Genomic DNA, 21563 nt, shown 5'->3' on the forward strand with positions numbered 1-21563 from the left:
TCTGATTAACTCAGCCCTGCTGGGTCGTTTTGCATAGCTTAGTCTAAACTCCAGACTAGAGGATTTGCGAAATATTGTTGCTCATCATGGAATTTTACCATCTGAAGATGATTTCCAAAGAGTGTTCATTTCTTATAGAGATTGGTGCCGTCAAATAGGACAGCATAAAAATTTGTGATAGGATGCCTGAAAAATCAAATTTTCAAATATATTTTAAGCTAAAAAGCTTGGATCAAGAATCTGCTCAATTATAAATGGGCATTCAGCAGGAAAATTTTCAACAAATTTTTGAGTTTCTTTAGCTGCATCACGACAAGCACGTCGATAATATTTTTGTATCCATACTGGGTCTTGAAGAAAACGCTGCAAACTGGGAGTATCTTCCAAACAATCTTGAATTTGATCTCGGCAGTTTGACAGTGTAATATCCCAGCTTTTGGTTCTTCGCTCAGGCTGATACTGGCATTTAAGTAAGTGCATTAACAGCACCTGCAAATAGCTACCGAGTTCTTTCTGTTCACTACGACCCAAAGCCTCTAGTTCCTCTACCAAGTGTTCAACGTCCAACTCAGCCCAATATCCTTTCTTCAAGTACTCGGCTTGTTGTTGTGTCCACAACAGAAAGTCTTGGTCGTAGCTCGTTGCCTTACTCATCAACGATCGCCCTTCTCTGCTTAATGCAACGCTGTACTAAACATCTTACACCGTTCGGCGATTGTTGTGCGATCGCTACAGCTAGTAAAAACAATATTCCCGACTTATTTAATAAGTCAGGAATGTGAGACTATCTTTTAAAAGCGATCGCTCTATTAATTACAAGACCTTACACTGTCCATGATTCCGCAACAAATGGTCACACAACACTAGCGCCACCATCGCCTCAACCATTGGAACTGCACGCGGTAACACACAAGGATCGTGTCGTCCTTTTGCAGCCAATAGGGTTTCTTCTCCTTCACGAGTTACTGTTTTTTGCTCTTTTCTAATTGTCGCCGTCGGCTTAAATGCAACTCGTAAAATGATATTTTCCCCGTTGGAAATTCCCCCCTGAATACCACCAGAACGGTTAGTTACAGTGCGAATTTCACCATTTTCATCAATATAATATTCGTCGTTATGCTCAATTCCGGTTAACAGCGTTCCGCCAAAACCTGAACCGATTTCAAAGCCTTTGCTAGCAGGGAGAGACATCACACCTTTAGCGATATCAGCTTCCAATTTATCAAAAACTGGTTCGCCCAAACCTTTTGGTACGTTACGCGCTACACATTCTACGACTCCACCGATAGAATCACCAAGTCTTCCAACTTGTTCAATTAATTCAATCATGCGATCGCTACATTCAGCATCGGGACAGCGCACGATGTTGCTTTCCACTTGTTCTAAGGTAACGGTATTTGGATCGACTACACCTTCCAAGTCTTTTATGCGCTTGACATAACCGATAACTTCAACATTGGCAACTTGACGGAGAATTTTTTTAGCGATCGCACCTGCTGCTACTCTGCCAATTGTCTCACGCGCTGACGACCTACCCCCGCCTTGCCAATTGCGAATGCCATATTTTGCATCATAAGTTGCATCCGCATGAGAAGGGCGATACTTCTCGGCCATCTCGTCGTAGTCTTGGGAACGAGTGTCTTTGTTTCGTACCAAAATTCCTATAGGCGTTCCTAGTGTTTTGCCTTCAAATACCCCTGATAAAATCTCGCAGGTATCTGCTTCTTTGCGAGGTGTCGTAATTTTACTTTGTCCTGGACGCCTTCTATCTAATTCCACTTGAATTTCTTCTGCCGAAATTTCTAGTTGTGGAGGACAACCATCAATCACAACCCCCACACCACCGCCGTGAGATTCACCAAAAGTAGTTATACGAAATAGATGACCAAAAGTGTTGCCCATGATCTTAAAGAAAAAGTATGAGGCTTATGTATTTTACCTAGAGTTTGTGCAAAAGTTAATTTTTATGCTTTGGCACTTGGAATGTTTGACGTATAGCCTTTACCTATACAAATAAGAAAGCGCCCTCCGTTACCAGAGGGCGCTTTCTTATTTAGCTAAACTTCAGAATTAACCGTTGATAGCAGGAGCGCTTATTGCTACAGGAGCAGAATCGCCAGCAGCCAAATCGAGAGGGAAGTTGTGAGCGTTACGCTCGTGCATTACTTCCATACCCAGGTTAGCGCGGTTGATTACATCCGCCCAAGTTGAAATCACACGACCTTCAGAGTCAATGATTGATTGGTTGAAGTTGAAACCGTTCAAGTTGAACGCCATTGTGCTTACACCCAAGGCGGTGAACCAGATTCCGATTACAGGCCATGCTGCGAGGAAGAAGTGCAGTGAACGGCTGTTGTTGAAAGAAGCGTATTGGAAGATTAACCGACCGAAGTAGCCGTGAGCCGCAACGATGTTGTAGGTTTCTTCTTCTTGACCGAACTTGTAACCGTAGTTTTGAGATTCGGTTTCGGTGGTTTCACGAACCAAGGAGGAAGTTACAAGAGATCCGTGCATTGCAGAGAACAAGCTTCCGCCGAATACACCTGCTACACCTAATTGGTGGAAGGGGTGCATCAAGATGTTGTGTTCTGCTTGGAACACGATCATGAAGTTGAAGGTTCCACTTATACCCAAGGGCATACCATCAGAGAAAGAACCTTGTCCGATGGGATATACCAAGAATACTGCGCTTGCTGCTGCTACTGGTGCTGAATAGGCAATTGCAATCCAAGGACGCATTCCTAAGCGGTAGGATAGTTCCCATTCACGACCCATGTAGCAGAATACGCCAATCAGGAAGTGGAAGATTACCAACTGGTAAGGGCCGCCGTTGTACAACCACTCATCAAGAGAAGCTGCTTCCCAAATTGGGTAGAAGTGCAAACCGATGGCGTTGGAGGAAGGAACTACTGCACCAGAGATGATGTTGTTTCCGTAAATCAAGGAACCTGCTACTGGTTCGCGGATGCCATCAATGTCTACTGGAGGAGCAGCGATGAAGGCGATTACGAAGCAAGCGGTGGCGGCTAGCAAGGTGGGGATCATGACTACGCCGAACCAACCGATGTAGATCCGGTTATTGGTGCTGGTGATCCATTCGCAGAATCGATCCCATACATTGGCGCTTTGGCGCTGTTGGATGGTTGTTGTCATTGTTTTATAAATGCGATTATTTGCAGATGAATTTAGGTAGGTTTGACTACCTGTTACACATCTTAAAGAATTTATTGCGTTTTGTAAAGTACTTTCAGAAAAAATTTTCTCTTGGGATTTACGCACCCACAACAGAAAGTCCCCAATTCACTGAAAAAGGGAGGCTCTGCACTTTTATCATCTAGGTGCGTTGCCTCCAAAACTCCCACACTCCTTTCTGGCAGTGAACCTTGGCGATCAATAGAAGAAATTTACTACCGATTAGCTATCAACGATTTTTCACGAATAGTTGATGGTAAGGGCGGGCGCAAGCAAAGATAAACAAGTGGGCCGAGTAGCGGGACAAACGCTACTGCCCAAAACACCTGGGGATTATTCCAGTGATGACGAGCCATATCATCGCCAAGGATTGTGGGGAATAAAAGACAAAAAAGGCAAAATGCCAAGCTCATGCCATTAATAAAGCGATCGCCTTGAAACTGCTGCACAAAATCTCCCCAGTCACCTAAGACAAACCCATAGGTGAGCAAGCCAACAGTACTTAAACTCAAAACAATCCCAAAAAAACGAGAATCTAGCAGTCGTAAAAAAGTATCCTTTTGTCCAGAAAATTCTTGATTTTGTTCGCGAAAAGCCAAATATGGTAATAAACCAAGCACTCCCGATCCTACTGATGCCAAGGCAAAAGGCCAAAAAGGAATTCGTTGCATTCTGCCATCAATGAACAACAAACCACTGTAAATTAGTAACCAGATCCCGACTAAAGAAAACAAGGAAAGGATAATTGGATTTATGTCAAGCCACTGAAGAGTAAATATATTTTTCAGCAGAATTAGGGTTTCCTGTAAATGCAAGGGCGGTGCTAACAGTAAGATATAGGCGATAAATCCAAGCCATAGTAACCACAATGCAACTTTTCTATTCATCATTTTTAGATGGGTGCATCTAACATAATTACTAATTTATAGTTCGTATTTTTTGCGTCTAAATCCACCTTTTTGTAGAACGCTGCCCTTAGCTTGTTGAAAAATAGGGGTAAATATATACGTGATTTTTGTTTCAGTTGGAGATTTAGTCCCCAACTGAAACTGTCTTTAATTAGGAATTAAAAAGGCTTTAATTTGCAGCTGTTTGCTGACTGCGTATTGCCTCAACACCTACGTCTGGTAGAGGTGGACGTACACACAAATAAATCAATGGCCCTAATAGCGGTATCAACGCTATTAGCCAGAATATCTGTGGATTTTTCCAATCACGACGCGCCATATCATCCCCTAGCACAGCTGGAAATAATAGGCAAAGTAGACAGAAATCTAAACTCATCACATTGATGAAGCGGTTGGTTTGCCACTGTTGCACAAAATTACTCCAATCTCCTCCTCTTAAACCATAGACAGCTAGAATAACCGTGGCTACCATCAAGACAACCCCAGTCACACGAGAATCTAACAGCTTGAGCAAGGTATTCTTTTTACCGACAAATTTATTATTTGGTTCTCTAAAGGCTAAGTACGGCAACAATGCAAAAGCACCAACTCCGAAAGAGACAGTAGCAAACAGCCAAGCAGGTATTTTTTGTCCTCTACCATCAATAAAGACTACTGCGCTGTAAATAAGAGGCCAGATGCCCATGAGGTTGAATAATGCTATGACTAACGGGTTAACGCCTTGCCACTGGCCAATAGAAAGGTTTTTAATTAACTCGAATGTACCAGGTTGCTCAGGAGGTGCGAGAAAAAAACCATAGACAACAAATCCCAGCCACAGTAGACTAAAGGCAATTTTTCTAAGCATGAAAGATTTAAGTAGTATTAATTATTGATTTTGCCGTTACAAATACGGCTATGTGCTTGCTATGTGGTATTGTTTCCTCCCCTAGAGGCGTAGCGGCTTGTTCCTAAAGATTAACCGCTAATTAAGGATTGAAATAACTGAAAGCTTCTGAGAGATAATCAGCAGCAGATGCTACTACTGCGATCGCACTTTCATAATCTAGACGCGTTGGCCCCAAAACTCCTACACTTCCTACGGGTATCGAACCTCGGCGATAGTTAGAAGAAATCAAGGTGCAGGTGCGTATCGGTTCTAATGGATTTTCTGCGCCAATGCGAACCGTTACTTTTGGTTTTCCACCATCCTCTAGTTCTGGTTCTTCAAATATTAATCGCCACAGTTGGTCTTGTTCTTCTTCCAGCAGGTGGATAATTGTTTGTACTTGCTGTAACTGGGAAAATTCTGGCTGGCGCAAAACTTCTGACACACCCCGAACCATAATTTGGGTTGCAGTCGGTGCAAGAGTGCGACGAGTCAATTCGGCAACTGAGTTTTTCAAAAATTCCCCGTAGCGTTGGAATTCTTGATCTAGTTCGCTCCAGTTGAGGTGGCCTAATTCCAACAGACTTCGCCCCCGCAGGTGACTATTCAAAAAGTTAGAAACAATCTGCAACTCGCGATCTATTACCTCTGAATCCCGTTGGCTTTCTTCTGGTGTTAGCGACAAATCCATCAATTTAGAATGTGTCTCATAACCATCTGTCACCACAATCAGCATGATCCGTCCGGCTTCAATTTGCATTAATTGCAGATGTCGCAATAGCGCTGTGGTCGTTTGCGGTATAGTAATCAAGCTAATACAACCACTCAAGGTTGCTAAAATCTGCGCGGCTCCTTGCAGTAGGGTTTCTAAACTCCGATCTTGCCACTGTAGCTGCTTTTGCAATGCCACCTCTACTTCTCGCCCTAAAATTTCCGTAGCACTTTGTGGAAGCAAGCTCCGCGTAGCGTCTGTCTGCGACACGCTGCGCGACCACAGAGAAGGCGTAATTAGCTGGTCAACATAAATGCGATAGCCCGAATCTGAAGGTACACGTCCAGCAGAAGCGTGTGGTTGGTAGAGCAATCCAGACTTTTCTAAAACACCCATGACATTGCGAATTGTCGCCGAGCTTACACCCAGATCGTACTCCTCAACCAAAGCCTTTGAACCAACTGGCTCTGCCGTAGCAATGTAGTGACGTACCGTTGCCCAAAGTATATGCTGTTGTCGATTTGTTAACTGAACTTCCATTATGGTATGTTTTGCTGAAGGCAGATTTTAATCAAACTCTCAAGAAATTTGTGGATTTAATCGAAACAGAAAATATTAATAATTTATTAAGATATCAAATTATATAACTATATTATGATAAGTATTTTTAAAGTTTATATACAAAGCATTTTTTAAGATTAGGGTTGAACTAGTAGCTCAATTTTTTTGCAAAAGCTGCTAGTTATAATGTACCCCTCCGATGCTTTTTTCTAACCGTACTTTTGCATAAATTTATGCTTGCAACAGTATTATTAGATACGTATTTTCTTCAGGGGTTACTGCCGAACTGTAATTTAGAGCAATCCAACATTTTTATGCAGATGTAGGTGATGCCCAAATTTCAAACTTTCCGGCAAGCCTCTAAATAGATGTACTTCTATGTTTAGCATAGCAAAATTCAGATGGAAGAGTAAGTTCCATCTGAATGATGTATCCGAGCAGAAGCTAATACTGGGGAATTGAAGAGTCTACTAATTGGGAATAGGCATCAATACCACCCGAAATATTTTGCACATTTGTAAAACCTTGAGCAATCAACCACTGGCACATTTGGGCAGAGCGGATGCCGTGGTGGCATAACACCAAGGTTTCGGCTTCGGGATTGAAGAGGGTAGGTACTCGATCTCCCCATTCGGCAAATTGACTTAAAGGTAGGTTAACAAAGCCCTCAATGCTAGCGATCGCCAATTCTTCTGGTTCACGCACATCTACTAGCTGAATACTTACATCACTAGAAGAAAGACGTTGCGCCAGTTCTTCTACACTAATTTGGTTCATGGGTTGACTAAAAGAATTCCCGATAAACAGTCCTAATCCTATTTATGGTGACAGAAAATCTCTGCCTTTGCATGAGTATCCATTCTCAAGAAGGTTGATTAATTCTGCTAGGCTTTCTGCTTAAATGGCTGTAAACCGTCTTTTTTAATAGGTTTAATGTGAATAGGCAACGTTCATTTATCGGTTTTATCGTCGCTGGGGCGATCGCCCTGCTAGTAATTGCGATCGCAGGCTTTTACTGGTTTTTCGCTAAAAGTCCGGCTAATCTCATTGCTTCTAGCTCTGGGCCAGGTGCAGCCATATTCGTGTCAAAACTTTCTCCTGCAATGGTTTCATTATTGACCAATCCTGACCGTTTGCAGGCGTTGGAGCGCGAGGAGGAATTATCTAAACTCAAAACCAGTTTATTTGCCAAGAGTGGCATAGATTACAAACAAGACATTCAACCCTGGTTAGGGGACGAAATTACATTAGCTATAACTAGCTTAGATATCGACCGCGACCCAGAAAACGGACAGCAGCCAGGATATCTGTTAGCACTAGCAACCAAGCAACCAGAGAAAAGCCGCGAGTTTGTCGAATTGTTGTTTTCTAAACGAGCCTTAGCTGGTGCAAACTTAGCTGTTGAACAATATAAAGGTGTAAAACTGATTTCTGACAATTCCCAGCCAGAACGTGACTTGCTTGCTGGTGCTGTTGTCGGTGAAGGCTTCGTTTTATTTGCCAACGATCCGAAAGTACTACGAGATGCTATCAATAACGTCCAAGCGCCCGATCTGAATTTAACTAGCTCACCCGAATACAAAAAAGCTACCAAAGAACGACTCAAAGGGGGATTAGCTGTAGCTTTCTTGAATCTTCCCATCGTCGCAAAATGGCAAGGGTTAGAGTTACCAGAACAACTTTATAACAGTCAAATCATATCTTTAGTATTGAATCCCCAAGGATTGCTGGCAGAAACCAGCATTTTGACTTCATCGGAAATTGTCCCTCCATCTGCACCACTATCTAAACCTGTGGGAGCATTGCAGTATGTTCCAGCATCCGCAGGTTTAGCAATTTCCGGCTCGAATTTGAGTAATTTGGCTGACAGTGATTTAGCCAAACTCTGGAAACAAGCAACAGCAACTATATATGGTTCTGGGGAAGATGTGGTTTCTCGGTTAGCAAAACCTTTAGCAGATGTTCAAAAACGCTGGGGTATAAACTTACCAAAGGATATTTTCAGTTGGGTACAAGGAGAATATGCCATAGGATTGTTACCTGGGAAAGAGCAAACAACTCCTCATTGGATTTTTGTAGTAGAAAAATCCGAGAGTGTGGAGAAAGGTGTTGCTCGATTAGATGCGATCGCTTCATCCAATGGACTCAGTATTAATTTCTTAACTATAGACAAGCAAAAAATATCTGCTTGGACAGAGTTAACCACAGCAACAAAAAAAAGTGATGTCAAAGAAGGAGAATCTTTCAGCATTGAAACAAAAGTGCGGGGATTGCACACAACTTTAGGAAATTACGAAATTTTCGCGTCTGACTTGGAGACGATCGATGAAATTCTCACAACCAAGGATAATTCCATAATTGACAATCCTAATTTCAAAGATAGTATCGCGGCAATTCCCCTACCAAACCAAGGTTATGTATATCTCGATTGGACAAAGAGCCAGAATTTGTTAGAGCGTCAAGTACCGATTCTCAAACTAGTGGAAGTTTTAGGTAAACCATTTTTTAACAACCTGCGATCGCTCACAGTCAGTAGTTATGGAACTGACACGCGATCGCTCAAAGGTGGCATTTTCTTCAAACTCCATAATTCGTGAGATTTTCATAAAAGCTCAAGTGCAGAAGGTAAAATCATTTTACCTTCTGCCTTTTCTTGCCCCATGATATTTACGTAGATTTTCTGTAGCATTTGCTATTTGTATTTGTAATCTTTGGATAGGTATCGGCTGCTGACTGAGAAATTTAGGTTCGATGAGGCAGTAAGTATCAAATATATCAGAAATAATTTATACAATACTTAGGTAGCGATCAGTAATGGGCAAGGCAATTGGCATTGATCTTGGAACGACAAATTCTGTCGCTGCTTTTAAGTTAGCAGAAGTGGAAGTGGTGACAGCTAACGATAACACGCCTCCAGATAGGAAACTGACGCGATCGGTCGTTGCTTGTGAGCAAAATAAATTTTTGGTAGGAGATCAAGCTTACAACCAACTCAGGGCTAATCCTGAAAACGTGGTTGTTTCCATCAAGCGCCTAATAGGAAGAGGTTTTGGCGATCCAGCAGTACAGAAACAAAAGTCAGAATTTGGCTACAAAATTGCTCAACCGAGTCAGGGTACAGACAACGGTATTGCAGTATGGCTAGGAGGCAAAGAATATCAGCCAGAGGATATTTCTGCTGAAATTCTCAAAAAAGTTGTGCAAAATGCCCAAGCTTATCGCCAAGGATTTGGTAAAACAGGCGAAGTCATAGATCAAGCAGTTATTACCATCCCGGCTTACTTCAATGACAAACAACGCCATGCTACTCGCACAGCTGCACTCAAAGCTGGAATCACTCCCCTAGAACTACTACCGGAACCCACAGCAGCCGCCATCTCTTACGGTTTTTCTTCAACTGGGGATGATTTTAAAACAATTTTAGTTTTTGACTTTGGTGGTGGTACATTTGATGCTTCAGTGATTCAAGCAGCAGGAACTTCATTTATTGAACTGGGAAAAGCTGGGGATTTATGGTTAGGAGGAGATGACATTGACTCTCGGATCGTCAAGTTTGTTAAACAGCAATTTGCCCAGCAAGAAGGAATTACTGATATTGATGGCTTGATTACCAAAATGCCCCATTATCAACGGGTGCGATTTAACGCCGATTTGAAGTTAGCAGTAGAACGTGCCAAAGTTGAACTAAGCACCGCTACAGTATCTCGCATTGCTCCTGCTACTCAATTACTCGACGAATTGGGTATTGCCATTCCGATTGAAGTAGAAATCACTCGTGAGCAATTTGAGGAAATAATTTCTGATTTGGTAGAGCGATCGATTCAAATTTGCCGCCAAGCACTACAAGATGCCGAACATCATTTAGAAATGGTGGATGTAGTGTTATTAGTTGGCGGTTCTTGCCAAATTCCTGTAGTTCAACGCAAAGTCAGAGAAGCCTTTGGAGCCGATAAAGTAGTGGTGCATCCCCGCCCGATGTATGCAGTGGCTGAGGGTGCAGCAATTGTCGCTGCGGGACAAACAGACAAAGTAACTACAGTATCTCGTGATTATTTTATCAAGCTAGTGGATGGTAGAGAGCAAGTAATTAAGCGGGGTGATCTTTTACCAGTGACGACATCTCACACTTTTAAAATTGCTGCTGATGGACAACGTTTGATTCACTTTCAATTTTTCAGCCCCGATCAAGTAAGGGAAGATTTGGATGGTATATATGAAGATGACAGTATTGGAGATATTTGGTTAGGTTTAAACCAATCTTATCCAAGAGGGACAGAAGTTTTAGTCAATTTGGAGTTAGATGAAAAAAATAACGATCTAGGGATGACTGCCACATTGAAAAACGATCCTTCTGAGAGGGTGAGTTGTACCTTTTCGCGGGGGCGGTCAGATGAGAAAATATATAAGGGATTAGAAGAAACGATCGCAGAACTCAATGACCAAAACCTAACTCATCTCGGTGTAGAAGAAGCACTGAAGTTAGCGTTACCAGTGGTGCAGTTAAGTAACCAAATCATCGATCCGAAGACTGGAGAGGAACGCAGCGATTTACGCGATCGCGCTAGTGCAAACTTGAAAAAATTCCAGGTATCCATGTCTAAGGAAAGCCTACAAGCCGAGTACCTAATGAATGAATGCGATCGCATAGTTAAACTTTGCGGATCGATAATTCCCCAACCACAGCAGGAACGATTACAAAAACTCAGTCAAGAATTGCAAGATGCCATCAACACCAATAACCTCTCCAAGATGGAGTCTCAGAGTGAAGATGCAAGACGAGAACTTGACAATCTACCCGATCAAGTTCAGCTTATTCAAGCTTGTCTTTTAGCAATCCGTCAAGCTCGTGCAGTTGCACCGACTGAAGCAAATGCCATGTCTGACAAACTTTCTCGGATGCTTGGTGCTATGGAAAGTGACGATGGACAGGAAGCAAATCGCTTGTGGAATGAATTGCAACCAGATGTCAAGCGTTGGCTAAATGAGGAGTTACCCAGCAACAGCATTGTCACAGGGCTAACGCGATGAAGATGAAGCTCAACTGTCCTGTGTGTGATTACCAAGAAATTGAAGGTAATACTTGTCCTAACTGTGACACTGATCTTTCTGTAATTCGGATGCTTAAAGAATTACCGCAGGTGGAAAATTCTGTGCAACAAATGAAAATTAGCAAATGGCAACTAGGAGTTGCTTTACTGCTGCTGATTATTGGCATTGGGTTGGGAGCAATGGGCAGTTTTTTATTCATGCAACCACAGTTACACACATTAACTGTCTCTTCTCCTAATCCAGTTATTAGCGATCGCCCAAAACTACCAGTTAATCCTGCCCCTATGACAGCTAAAGAACCCTCAAAACCAATTACTTATACTGTTAAATCGGGAGATCACCTCAGCGCGATCGCTCAAAAATTTTGTGGCAAGGGAACTTCTTGGCAAGTAATGGTTAAAGCCAACCCTCAACTCAAAGGGCGGGAAAATGATATAGACGTAGGGGATGTGTTAAAAATCCCCAACTGCAAGGAGGGCACTTAATGAGCATCCTTGATAGTTTTAATGCCTTAACTAAAACTTTTCTGGGAGTGGGCATTGTTGATGCCTGGAAGCAAGCACCACAGACTAAAGAAGCAAGTCAAAAAGCAGCACAATTAGCCCAAAATAAACATCTGCGAGAAGCGGTAATAATTGCAGAAAAAGCTCTCGCAGTCTGGTCGAGAAAACCAGGTTTTTGGGAGCGTTTGATTTGTCAATTGCTGCTGGGTAAGCTGTTAGACAATTTTAGTCAGCAACTAAAGCAGTGGCGCTACCAAGTAGCAGAAGTAGATAAACTAGCTGCTAATGCTAAAACCCTTCTCAAGCAAGATACGGGCGATCCTTTAGAAACGCAAATACTTGCAAATGCGATCGCCATTTATCAGCGCTGTACCAAAATTCTCCACGACGATCGCATATCACGGGTAATCAAGCAGTACCAAGAAGAACTGCAACGGCGACAGCAGTTTTTAAATTTAGTGACACAGGCGCAGTCTCAAGCAGAAAATCGATTTTATAAAAATGCGATCGCAGTTTACCGAGACGCACAAAAGCTTTATTCTACTGAGTCTTTAGAAAAGGCGATTGCTGCAAGTGTTGCTCAAATCCAACAAGAAGAAATTTATGATGCTGCTTTTCAAAAGGTGCAACAAGCTGAAAGTGAAGGAAGATTACAAGGAGCGATCGCACTTTTAAAAAATGCTCTGACTAACTTTTCTCGCTTTGACGGACTTGATTTACTCCAAAAACTACAACAAACACTTAAAGGAAGAGAACAGTTTCGCCAAGGGCTAGCAGCAGAAAAAGCGGGTGATTTTAAGGCGGCTACATCTCTTTATACAAATGCTAAATCGCTCTTGCCCGATACATACTGCCAAATCCGGTTAGCACTTGTGGCAATTAAAACTCAGGCGTGGGCAACCGCACTAACTCACCTAGAAGCTATACCTGGAGAACAAGCTGCTTACTTACGGGGATTTGCCTACGCGCAACAAGAAGATTTACAGGTAGCTTATAAAGAATGGCTTGGACTGAATACTCCTAACATTGCCAAGCAACGAGAAATTATTAAAAACCTTTCCCAACGCCAACGCCTGCTAAGACTACAGAATATAGAGCAACTAGTAAAAGCTGAAAATTGGGATAATGCTAAAACAGAAAGTACACAATTTATTCAAAAATTTGGTTCCGATCCCTTAGTTGAGAAAAATCTCAACGAACATATCCAGCCACGTTTAGAAGTGGAAGTATGGCAAGAAAAAAATTGGATAATTATTGCCGACCAATCTGAAAAAGCCTGGATTTCAAAGCCTAATATTACCACTTTACATAATTGGGCAACAGCAAATTATTATCTTGCTAAAACTGACTCTAGAAAGCTTTTTACTTTGATAATCTCCTTTTCAACAGCATTAGCAAATATAACTGAAGATCCAAGCCTTCAAGATGTGCCTTGGCTAGAGAATAAACCTGTAGAATTTACCTCAGTTTCTTTAGAATTAAAACGCCGAATAGCAACCTTAGTAGATAGTTATAAAGATACAAATATTGTTGAATATTTGAATTTACGCGATCGCTACCGATTAGAGTTACTATCTTTAAGCCTCATGGGTGAGCCGTCAGAATGTGGAATGAAAATAAAGGATATATTTATCACACCTGGTTGTTATCAGCATTACCTTCCTCAATGGCAAGGTAGTTACGACAATAAGATAAATGCTAACCAAAAAATTTTAAATTCCCTTTATACAAATTGGGGATTAGCTGTGGCTGCTTGTTTAGAAGGAGATTATCAAAGAGCAATTCAACTTAAACCTAAACCCTCAACTACAGATAAATCTGATATTGCAGCATTTGCTCAGAAATTTGTCGCTTATCATGAAGGTTACTATCAGCTACAGCAACAAAAATGGCGAGAGGCAATTATTCCTCTCAAGCAAGCAAAGCCAGAAATTCAAACTAATAAGGATTGGCAACAAGAAATAGACAGACTTTGTGGATTGCAACGTCAAACAATATCAGAATCTCAAGAACATTTAGAATTTGCCCAGTTTTGGTACGATCTCTTAGGAAGTAGAGACGCTAGAAGTTATCTAGCTGAGTATAAAGCCGAACAAATACACGAACAAATTGCTAATGAACAAATTTCATCAGTAACAGCCCTGAGAGAACTACAAAAAATTAAAGAAATTGACAATCAAAATCCTATCGTAATTGACTTAATTCAGAGGATTGAATTTAACCAAGAATTAGAATTAATTGAAAACTTATTAAAAAATAATCAATTTGAACAAGCTGTCCAACGCGCGAATAAATCCCAGCATCAACGTCTACGTAATATTGTGTCAAACATTTGTGTAGATATATTAATCAAGGGTTTCCAAAATCGGGATTTAGGGTTTGAAGATATTTATCAATTAGGCTATTGGGCTTATGAACTTTGCCCAGACGATCCAAATGTCCAAGAAGTTTACGGATTTAGCCAAGAACTGAAGGATATTCAAAATTTGATGAAATGCAATAGCTTTGATAAAGCCGTTCTTCGTGCCAAATACTCACAACATGACTCTATTAGTCATTATGTGGCTGATTTTTTTATTAAGACTTTACTTAAAGGTATCCAAAACCGCGATTTATCTTTTGATTTAATTCAGCAATTAGGTCGTTGGGCTTATGAACTTTGTCCAGACGAACCTGCTTTTCAAGAAATTTACCACAGCCTGAAGATTCGTTAATTAAAGGTATCTAATGGAATACAATCCTTACGACATTCTGGGTGTATCCCCAGCAGCATCGAAAGCCGAAATTGCAAAAGCTGTAGCAATGGCAATGAAGCAGAAAAAACATCCTGTGGATATCATTGCTAAAGCCCAAAAAAGCTTATTAAAACCAGAGGAACGCATCATTGCCGACTATTTGCGTCCTATACTGCCCACCATTAAGCAGTTCAAATATAGTGATTTATCAGCTTTGCTTCAGCCAGCACCTAAACTGATGTTATTGCCAGAATTTGATGGATTAGACCAAGCGATCGTTCAGGCTGCCCAAGAAGAACGCCTGGAGCGAGAGCCTTTACCAATGACCCTCTTAGAACTATTCACAGAGGGCATTATAGCTTGTAAAGAGGAACGTTATCCCAAAGCGATAAAATATCTCGAAGACTACTGCCAAGGCTCTACAGACCAGAATAGTAAAGATTACATTCAAGCTCAAATGTCGCTGATTAAAGTGTATAAAATAGTTGGACAGTTAGAAAGAGCGATCGAGCTTTGTCAGCTTCTAACTAACCATACCCATCTGCAAGTGCAAACTTGGGCAACGAAAACTTTAGTGATGTTATCAAAAGAGGTTTCTCATGTCTAATTTTATCATCAGTCAAGAACAGCGAGACTTGATCGTACAAGAAATTAGCAACCTCAAAAAAGACAAAGTTGTATTACAACAGTCCTTACGAGAACAGCAAACTCAAACCGCAGCAAACACTGAAGATTTATTTTTATAATTACTAGAAATTGGTGATGCATTAGAAGCATTACTAGATTATCTAGAACAGAGTTCCAATCCCAGCCCAGAGTTTATCCAGCGTTTACCCAAGTCTATGGGGGCGGTTAATCGGAAGTTTCTCAGTATACTAGCAAAGCGCCATGTATTACCTATAGAAATAGAACTGCAAAGTACACAGCCAGATTTTAATTTATGCCGTGTTGTTGATCGTGAAGAAAGAAATGATCTAGCAAATCAAACAATTACTAAAATCGTTCGTCGAGGGTTTTCTTTAGGAGAGAAAACCCTTCGTCCAACAGAGATAATTACATCCAAATCAGAAGTTGGGGAATTGTAGCTGCTGTTTATATCAATAGATAGCCTAGCAATTAGCTGTTTGCTTCCAAAACCCTTTATTGTGGCACATTTGATTGTGGCACAACCAATTGAAATTTCACTAGAATTTTTTTACTAGAATATGTATATATCACTACTTATTTAAAAGCCTGTTGGAGGGCTACTATGAAATACTGTCGCCCCCGACTTCAGTTTTGCGGCGGTTGGCTGTTGGCTATACTTACCGCCATCACAACTACCCCTGCAATCGCACAGACCGCAAACTTTGCTACTTTGAATTTATCAACAAACTTTGATTCAGCACAAGGAATAGTGCAGGGGTTTACAGGTGGTTCTTACTCATTGTCTGCCATAAGTAACCGCGATCGCGATCAAAAAGCCTGTATTGGCTTTGCCGATTCCAAACCAGATCACATTATGGTTTTGGAAAAAGACTTTCCTCAGCTAACAATCCAAGTTGATAGCAACAACAACGACACCACTTTAATCATCCAAGGCCCAGATAAAACAACAATTCGTTGCGGCGATGATACTGGCAAAAGTAAAGATGCTAGCGTTAGCGATCGCGACTGGAAAAAGGGAACCTATCGGATTTGGGTAGGTACATTTAATCCTGGAGTCAAGCGTGATTATACTTTGAAAGTGGAGCAACAGTGAAGTGGAGAGTGCTGAGTTAGGAGTTAGGAGTTAGGAGTTAAGTGATTAATAACTAATGCCCAATGCCCAATGCCCAATTCCCAATGCCCAATGCCCAATGCCCAATGCCCAACTTTTATGTGTAACACCTGAGAGGATAATATGGGAGAGTAGCTTGTTGTGCTTTCCGAGGGTGCTATCTCGTGCTATCTATACTGCGTGCTGACTTTCGTATCATATTTGAACGTGACCCAGCTGCCCGTAACTGGTTGGAAGTTTTATTTTGTTACCCTGGTTTGCAAGCCTTGTTATTCCATAGGCTGGCTCACTGGCTGTATAGTGTTGGTCTTCCCTTTATTCCGCGCCTGATTTCTCACTTGGCTCGGTTTTTTACTGGAATTGAAATCCACCCTGGTGCAACAATTGGGCAAAGTGTGTTCATTGACCACGGCATGGGTGTAGTAATTGGTGAAACTGCGATCGTCGGAGACTATGCTCTAATTTATCAAGGTGTCACCCTTGGGGGTACTGGTAAAGAATGCGGCAAGCGCCATCCTACTGTGGGCGAAAACGTCGTAGTTGGAGCGGGAGCGAAGGTACTGGGCAATATCCAAATTGGCAATAATGTCCGTATTGGTGCTGGTTCTGTTGTTTTAAGAGATGTGCCTTCAGACTGTACTGTGGTAGGTGTGCCTGGGCGCATTATGTATCGTTCTGGAGTTCGGGTTTCACCTCTTGAACACAATAACTTACCAGATTCAGAAGCTCAAGTAATTCGTGCTTTAGTAGACCGGATTGAAGCGTTGGAAGAACAAATACAAACTCTTCAGCGCACCAATTCTTCAGAAAAAACTCCTGTTTTAGTGGGTAGTTTAGCAACGAAAGAGGATGAACTAACCCACGATCCTCGCTGGTGCAACCTCAAGGATAAGACCATCCAGGAATTTTTAGATGGTGCTGGCATTTAAAAAAGTGAGAAGTTAACAGTGAGGAGTGAGGAATAAAAAACTCCACGCCACTTGCGGGATGGAGTTTCCTATCGCTTTCAATAAAAATCATAAATGTCAGGTTTGCAGTTTCCAACTCCTAACTACTGTAGAGACGCCATTAATGGCGTCTCTACTCGAATATTTAAGGATTAATCGCTTGGCTAGACCACTCTTGCTGGTCATCACGGTGATAAAGACATCGATTTTGTGGTTCGCCGCGTAATTCTAAGTGATCTACCTGCACCGGATCGAGTAGCAGTAAACAAAAATTAGGCACTGGCTGCACGGGTTCGGGTGCTGGTGGTGCAAAAGCTTCTGGGTTTTCAACTCTGAGTTTACCAGGATGCGGCCAAGCAAACTGTAAACGCGCCGCATCACTCAATTCTTGCCACATTGCGATCCGCGCTGGCTGGAAAACCTGGTCAGAATCATCACCGCTTACTAGGGTTAAACAGCCAGCGATGCGGAATTGTTCTCGTGTATTGGGGAAATACCAGCAAACTTCTGCCCAAGGTTGTTGCTGTATTTGGTCGGCTTTGGCGCTACGGTTATCCGTGATAAATTTTAGCTGGTTTGTATTGTCCAGAAAGCCGCGAAAGACTAGGGTACGATTGGCGGGGCGACCATTTGCTTGTAGCGTTGCTAGTTGCAAGTAACGAGCATAAACAAGGCTGTGGTTGCGATGGAGTGCATGAGCGATCGCACCTCGCCAAGGAGCAAGAGACATTATATAATTCTGTTGGTAATCTAACGTCAGGTATTCCTGAACATACTACCACTTCAATACTTCTGGTTGAGAGCCAGTGATTATTAAAACTTATCTAACGCCTAGAAGCTTTAAGATTTTGCTGCTGTAATATATATAAATTCTTAATATAAATAGTACCTAATGAGTTCCTTACCCGCTAATCGTGCTAATACTCTTAAAGCTGCTTTTCGTGTTTGTGATGTAGCTCCTCTAGTGACTAGTAGAGATATTGAACGTTATTATGTTAATTTATCAAAAGTTCGCAAGACAGAGGCAATTAATACTATTAAAACTCGCTTAGATTTTCTGGAACCCGCAGAATTTTGCAGCCTTTTATTTACTGGACATCGGGGATGCGGTAAAAGTACAGAATTAAGGAAGATTCAGCAAGAATGGGAATCTCAATATAAAGTTATTTATATAGAAGCTGACGCTGAACTAGATATATTAGATGCAGAATACACAGATTTATATTTGGTAATTATTAAAAAAGTCGCTGATGTCCTATACGCATCGGAATTAAATTTTGATGCGAGACTTCTAAATAATTTTGAGTCTTGGTTTAAAGAAATTACTCAAGAAACTGAACAAACAGTTGAAAGGTCGGTAAGTGTCGGTCCTGAGGCAGAAGCAGGAATAAAGATTCCCTTTATTTCAAAGCTATTGGGTAAAATCCAGGCTCAAATCAAAGGCGCTGACAAACAAAGAAAGACAGTTCGTCAGAATTTACAAAAAGATATTGGTCGTTTACAAGCAGATATAAATTTGTTGTTAGGTGATGCTTTTGTCAAGCTTAAATCCAAATACCCGGAATATAAAAAAGGATTTTTAATTATATTTGATAACTTAGACAGGGTTCCTCCAAATGTAGCGAAACATTTATTTTGTGATTATGCATTTCAATTACAAAGTCTACATTGTACGATTATCTATACAGCGCCAATTTCTATAGTCTATTCGGAAAATAATTTGGGTAACACTTTCGACACACCTAATATTGTGCCGATGGTCAACATATATGAGTTTGAACCAGATAAAAACGAGTTAGATTATAATGATGAGGGGATAACAGCAATCACGAGTTTAATTGAACAAAGAGTTGAAGTAGACGCAGTGTTTGAATCGCGTCAACTATTGGTAGATTTAGCAAAAGCAAGCGGCGGTCACATCCGTCAATTGATGCAAATAGCATCAAAAGCATTTATTACAGCAGCAACTCGTGAGCATGAGAAAGTTACTGCTGATGATATCACTTATGCGATTAAGCAAGAGCAGTTTAATTTTGAGCGAAGTATCTCAACAGAATACTATTCTGCTTTGGCTGCGGTATATGTCAATAAGGATGTTTCTAAAGATGAAATCGGCAGATTAATGCTGTTCAATCTTTGGGTTTTTGAATATAACGGCAAAAATCGCTGGAATTATGTTAATCCAGTTGTGAGGCAAATCCATGCTTTCCAAGAAGCAGTCAAATCAACCACAAGTAACCCCTGAGTTGAATTTAGCAAAAGAAACTTTTGTGCAAATAAATCAGCAGTCATTAGCGGAACTGTTAACCTTTCTTGACTTTGCTGATACTCAGTTAACGATTGGGTTCGTTGCGGTTAATTTTGCTGAAGATAGAAATACTTTAATTAAAATTCTCAATAACCATCCTCAATGTCATGATATTCAGTTTGAACTTCTCAATTTTGCCGATCCTAATTTGCGTTTTTTAAGGGATGAGATTATTAGTGATTTAAAAGAAATTAATTTAGAACCAGATAAAAAACTAGTTTTAATTATTATCGGGTTAGAAAAATCTATTGGTTTATCTGGAGAATATCCGCCTGTACTGCAAGACTTGAACTTTGTCCGAGACGCTTTTACTAATAGTGTTCCTCACCCTATACTGATATTTCTGCCAGATCATGCTTTAACACGTTTAGCAAAGTATGCTCCAGATTTTTGGGCATGGAGAAAAGGAGTATTTTATTTTAAAACAGTCGAGTCTACTCAAGAGTTGGCTATTGAAAAACTATTCAGTCCGAGAGAATATTAGGAAGTTTAGATTTACCAGAAAGGCAAGAGCGGATTGATTTACTTGAACGCTTGCTAATGGAAGAATCAACAGATGTACGTACCCGCATTACTATTTTGCAGGAATTAGGAGCAGCTTATAGGAGTATTGCTGAGGCAGAAAAAGCAGAATATTTTTTGCTAAAAGCTTTGAAGTTGACTGAAGAAGATGAAAATCTGGCAGAAATCAAAGCCAGCGTTCTCCACGAACTGGGTGACACCTATCATCATTTGGGAGAATGGGATAGAGCGATCGCACTCTACAATGAGTCTTTGGAAATAACTGAATACATTGGTGATGTCCAAGGCAAAGCGGTGACGTTGTACGAACTAGCAGGTATCTACGCCAACAATGGCAATGTGGATAAAGCGATCGCACTCTACAATCAGTCTTTGGAAATAACTGAATACATTGGTGATGTCCAAGGCAAAGCGGTGACGTTGTACGAACTAGCAGGTATCTACGCCAACAATGGCAATGTGGATAAAGCGATCGCACTCTACAATCAGTCTTTGAAAATAACTGAACGCATTGGTGATGTCCAAACCAAAACGGCGACGTTGCACGAACTAGCAGGTATCTATGCTGACACAGGGGATGTGGATAAAGCGATCGCACTCTACAAATGGACTTTGGAAATAACTGAACGCATTGGTGATGTCCAAAACAAAGCCGCGATGTTGAGCAATCTGGGAATTCTTTACGCCAACAAAGGGGAAGTGGATGAAGCGATCGCAGTTTACAATCAATCTTTGGAAATAACACAACGCATTGGAAATGTCCAAGGTAAAGCGGCGACATTGAGCAATCTAGGAATTCTTTACGCTAACAAAGGAGAAGTAGATGAAGCAATCGCACTTTTCAATCAGTCTTTGGAAATAACACAATCCATTGAAAATTTCCAAGGCAAAGCGGCGACGTTGCACAATCTAGCAGGTATCTACGCTAACAAAAAAGAAGTAGATGAAGCGATCGCACTTTTCAATCAGTCTTTGGAAATAAATGAACGCATTGGTAATGTCCAAGGCAAAACAACGACATTGAGCAATCTGGGAATTCTTTACGCCAACAAAGGGGAAGTGGATGAAGCGATCGCACTTTTCAATCAGTCTTTGGAAATAAGAGAACGCATTGGAGATGTCCAAGGCCTAGCAATGACTCTGTGGTGGTTAGGAGCTTTGGCAGAACAGCAGGGTGAATACACTAAAGCGATATCTTATTTGCAACCAGCTTTAGAGATTTTGCAGCGATTGCAGTCACCGGATGCTGAAAGTGTGAGTGCAAGTCTTGATAGGGTAATGCGTAATTCGTAATTCGTAATTCGTAATTCGTAATTCGTAATTACAGGAGCGAAGGTTTTTTATCTCACGTAGAGGCGCACAGAAGAAGACGAGAGTGTGATTTAAGTGAATTAAAATTGCTGTAATGAGGCTTTGATACTCATTAATGAGTCTTTGAACTTCTTTAATGAGGCTTTGATACTCATTAATGAGTCTTTGAACTCCATTAATGAGGCTTT

General features: G+C 41.2%; 20 protein-coding genes. 12 read left to right on the forward strand and 8 right to left on the reverse strand.

What is annotated here, in order from left to right; translation table 11 throughout:
* Positions 1 to 213: 213 nt before the first annotated feature.
* The 7 genes from RMX89_RS15995 to RMX89_RS16025 all read right to left on the reverse strand — a co-directional run bounded on the left by RMX89_RS15995 (position 214) and on the right by RMX89_RS16025 (position 7018).
* Complete coding sequence (locus RMX89_RS15995) at positions 214 to 654, reverse strand: DUF29 domain-containing protein (protein ID WP_322689585.1); 441 nt, start codon at positions 652 to 654, stop codon at positions 214 to 216.
* Positions 655 to 813: 159 nt separating this feature from the next.
* Positions 814 to 1902 (reverse strand): chorismate synthase, encoded by a 1089-nt coding sequence (gene aroC / locus RMX89_RS16000; RefSeq protein ID WP_322689586.1) that lies wholly within the window; start codon positions 1900 to 1902, stop codon positions 814 to 816.
* Positions 1903 to 2070: 168 nt separating this feature from the next.
* Positions 2071 to 3153, reverse strand: coding sequence for a photosystem II q(b) protein (gene psbA, locus RMX89_RS16005; protein WP_322689587.1), 1083 nt, complete (start codon positions 3151 to 3153; stop codon positions 2071 to 2073).
* A gap of 254 nt (positions 3154 to 3407) precedes the next feature.
* Positions 3408 to 4079: a hypothetical protein gene (locus RMX89_RS16010; RefSeq protein WP_322689641.1), complete on the reverse strand. Its 672-nt coding sequence runs from the start codon at positions 4077 to 4079 to the stop codon at positions 3408 to 3410.
* Between the two features lie 190 nt (positions 4080 to 4269).
* Positions 4270 to 4947 carry a DUF2834 domain-containing protein gene (locus RMX89_RS16015; RefSeq protein WP_322689588.1) on the reverse strand — a complete coding sequence of 226 codons (678 nt, stop codon included), beginning with the start codon at positions 4945 to 4947 and terminating at the stop codon, positions 4270 to 4272.
* A 121-nt stretch (positions 4948 to 5068) separates the two neighbouring features.
* Positions 5069 to 6220 (reverse strand): heat-inducible transcriptional repressor HrcA, encoded by a 1152-nt coding sequence (gene hrcA / locus RMX89_RS16020; RefSeq protein WP_322689589.1) that lies wholly within the window; start codon positions 6218 to 6220, stop codon positions 5069 to 5071.
* A gap of 465 nt (positions 6221 to 6685) precedes the next feature.
* Positions 6686 to 7018 (reverse strand): rhodanese-like domain-containing protein, encoded by a 333-nt coding sequence (locus tag RMX89_RS16025; protein ID WP_322673985.1) that lies wholly within the window; start codon positions 7016 to 7018, stop codon positions 6686 to 6688.
* Between the two features lie 158 nt (positions 7019 to 7176).
* Here RMX89_RS16025 and RMX89_RS16030 point away from each other — a divergent pair, with 158 nt between their 5' ends.
* The 9 genes from RMX89_RS16030 (at position 7177) to cysE (ending at position 17216) form a co-directional block, all read left to right on the forward strand.
* On the forward strand, positions 7177 to 8838 hold the full coding sequence (locus RMX89_RS16030; RefSeq protein ID WP_322689590.1) for a DUF3352 domain-containing protein: 1662 nt from the start codon (positions 7177 to 7179) through the stop codon (positions 8836 to 8838).
* 217 nt (positions 8839 to 9055) lie between these two features.
* Positions 9056 to 11269 (forward strand): Hsp70 family protein, encoded by a 2214-nt coding sequence (locus RMX89_RS16035; protein WP_322689591.1) that lies wholly within the window; start codon positions 9056 to 9058, stop codon positions 11267 to 11269.
* Positions 11266 to 11775 (forward strand): LysM domain-containing protein, encoded by a 510-nt coding sequence (locus tag RMX89_RS16040; RefSeq protein WP_322689592.1) that lies wholly within the window; start codon positions 11266 to 11268, stop codon positions 11773 to 11775. Before RMX89_RS16035 ends, RMX89_RS16040 begins: the two co-directional genes overlap by 4 nt.
* Entirely contained in the window at positions 11775 to 14507 is a 2733-nt protein-coding gene (locus RMX89_RS16045) for a peptidase M, neutral zinc metallopeptidase site (RefSeq protein WP_322689593.1), read from the forward strand. Before RMX89_RS16040 ends, RMX89_RS16045 begins: the two co-directional genes overlap by 1 nt.
* A gap of 13 nt (positions 14508 to 14520) precedes the next feature.
* On the forward strand, positions 14521 to 15135 hold the full coding sequence (locus RMX89_RS16050) for a molecular chaperone DnaJ (RefSeq protein WP_322689594.1): 615 nt from the start codon (positions 14521 to 14523) through the stop codon (positions 15133 to 15135).
* Positions 15128 to 15274, forward strand: coding sequence for a hypothetical protein (locus RMX89_RS16055; protein WP_322689595.1), 147 nt, complete (start codon positions 15128 to 15130; stop codon positions 15272 to 15274). The genes RMX89_RS16050 and RMX89_RS16055 overlap by 8 nt, the downstream gene beginning before the upstream one ends.
* A gap of 9 nt (positions 15275 to 15283) precedes the next feature.
* Entirely contained in the window at positions 15284 to 15613 is a 330-nt protein-coding gene (locus RMX89_RS16060) for a nucleotide exchange factor GrpE (RefSeq protein WP_322689642.1), read from the forward strand.
* 164 nt (positions 15614 to 15777) lie between these two features.
* On the forward strand, positions 15778 to 16269 hold the full coding sequence (locus RMX89_RS16065; RefSeq protein WP_322689596.1) for a hypothetical protein: 492 nt from the start codon (positions 15778 to 15780) through the stop codon (positions 16267 to 16269).
* Between the two features lie 182 nt (positions 16270 to 16451).
* Positions 16452 to 17216, forward strand: coding sequence for a serine O-acetyltransferase (cysE, locus tag RMX89_RS16070; RefSeq protein ID WP_322673982.1), 765 nt, complete (start codon positions 16452 to 16454; stop codon positions 17214 to 17216).
* A 163-nt stretch (positions 17217 to 17379) separates the two neighbouring features.
* On the opposite strand, the gene RMX89_RS16075 is transcribed toward cysE, so the two are convergent.
* Positions 17380 to 17964 carry an Npun_F5749 family FMN-dependent PPOX-type flavoprotein gene (locus RMX89_RS16075; protein WP_322689597.1) on the reverse strand — a complete coding sequence of 195 codons (585 nt, stop codon included), beginning with the start codon at positions 17962 to 17964 and terminating at the stop codon, positions 17380 to 17382.
* 162 nt (positions 17965 to 18126) lie between these two features.
* Between RMX89_RS16075 and RMX89_RS16080 the strand changes: the two genes are divergently transcribed.
* The 3 genes from RMX89_RS16080 to RMX89_RS16090 are packed head-to-tail and all read left to right on the forward strand — an operon-like array spanning position 18127 to position 21357.
* Positions 18127 to 19479, forward strand: a complete 1353-nt coding sequence (locus RMX89_RS16080) for an ATP-binding protein (RefSeq protein WP_322689598.1) — start codon at positions 18127 to 18129, stop codon at positions 19477 to 19479.
* Positions 19436 to 20026 carry a hypothetical protein gene (locus tag RMX89_RS16085; protein ID WP_322689599.1) on the forward strand — a complete coding sequence of 197 codons (591 nt, stop codon included), beginning with the start codon at positions 19436 to 19438 and terminating at the stop codon, positions 20024 to 20026. Before RMX89_RS16080 ends, RMX89_RS16085 begins: the two co-directional genes overlap by 44 nt.
* Positions 20027 to 20082: 56 nt before the next feature.
* Positions 20083 to 21357: a tetratricopeptide repeat protein gene (locus RMX89_RS16090; RefSeq protein WP_322689600.1), complete on the forward strand. Its 1275-nt coding sequence runs from the start codon at positions 20083 to 20085 to the stop codon at positions 21355 to 21357.
* Positions 21358 to 21563 lie beyond the last annotated feature (206 nt).

Origin of the sequence: Nostoc sp. DedSLP04 (genome assembly GCF_034530775.1) — a bacterium.
GTDB lineage: Bacteria > Cyanobacteriota > Cyanobacteriia > Cyanobacteriales > Nostocaceae > Nostoc.

Coding starts and splice junctions, on each gene's coding strand:
- RMX89_RS15995 (WP_322689585.1), bottom strand. CDS start 654: ATGAGTAAGGCAACGAGCTACGACCAAGACTTTCTGTTGTGGACACAA.
- aroC (WP_322689586.1), bottom strand. CDS start 1,902: ATGGGCAACACTTTTGGTCATCTATTTCGTATAACTACTTTTGGTGAA.
- psbA (WP_322689587.1), bottom strand. CDS start 3,153: ATGACAACAACCATCCAACAGCGCCAAAGCGCCAATGTATGGGATCGA.
- RMX89_RS16010 (WP_322689641.1), bottom strand. CDS start 4,079: ATGAATAGAAAAGTTGCATTGTGGTTACTATGGCTTGGATTTATCGCC.
- RMX89_RS16015 (WP_322689588.1), bottom strand. CDS start 4,947: ATGCTTAGAAAAATTGCCTTTAGTCTACTGTGGCTGGGATTTGTTGTC.
- hrcA (WP_322689589.1), bottom strand. CDS start 6,220: ATGGAAGTTCAGTTAACAAATCGACAACAGCATATACTTTGGGCAACG.
- RMX89_RS16025 (WP_322673985.1), bottom strand. CDS start 7,018: ATGAACCAAATTAGTGTAGAAGAACTGGCGCAACGTCTTTCTTCTAGT.
- RMX89_RS16035 (WP_322689591.1), top strand. CDS start 9,056: ATGGGCAAGGCAATTGGCATTGATCTTGGAACGACAAATTCTGTCGCT.
- RMX89_RS16040 (WP_322689592.1), top strand. CDS start 11,266: ATGAAGATGAAGCTCAACTGTCCTGTGTGTGATTACCAAGAAATTGAA.
- RMX89_RS16045 (WP_322689593.1), top strand. CDS start 11,775: ATGAGCATCCTTGATAGTTTTAATGCCTTAACTAAAACTTTTCTGGGA.
- RMX89_RS16050 (WP_322689594.1), top strand. CDS start 14,521: ATGGAATACAATCCTTACGACATTCTGGGTGTATCCCCAGCAGCATCG.
- RMX89_RS16055 (WP_322689595.1), top strand. CDS start 15,128: ATGTCTAATTTTATCATCAGTCAAGAACAGCGAGACTTGATCGTACAA.
- RMX89_RS16065 (WP_322689596.1), top strand. CDS start 15,778: ATGAAATACTGTCGCCCCCGACTTCAGTTTTGCGGCGGTTGGCTGTTG.
- RMX89_RS16075 (WP_322689597.1), bottom strand. CDS start 17,964: ATGTCTCTTGCTCCTTGGCGAGGTGCGATCGCTCATGCACTCCATCGC.
- RMX89_RS16080 (WP_322689598.1), top strand. CDS start 18,127: ATGAGTTCCTTACCCGCTAATCGTGCTAATACTCTTAAAGCTGCTTTT.
- RMX89_RS16085 (WP_322689599.1), top strand. CDS start 19,436: ATGCTTTCCAAGAAGCAGTCAAATCAACCACAAGTAACCCCTGAGTTG.
- RMX89_RS16090 (WP_322689600.1), top strand. CDS start 20,083: ATGGAAGAATCAACAGATGTACGTACCCGCATTACTATTTTGCAGGAA.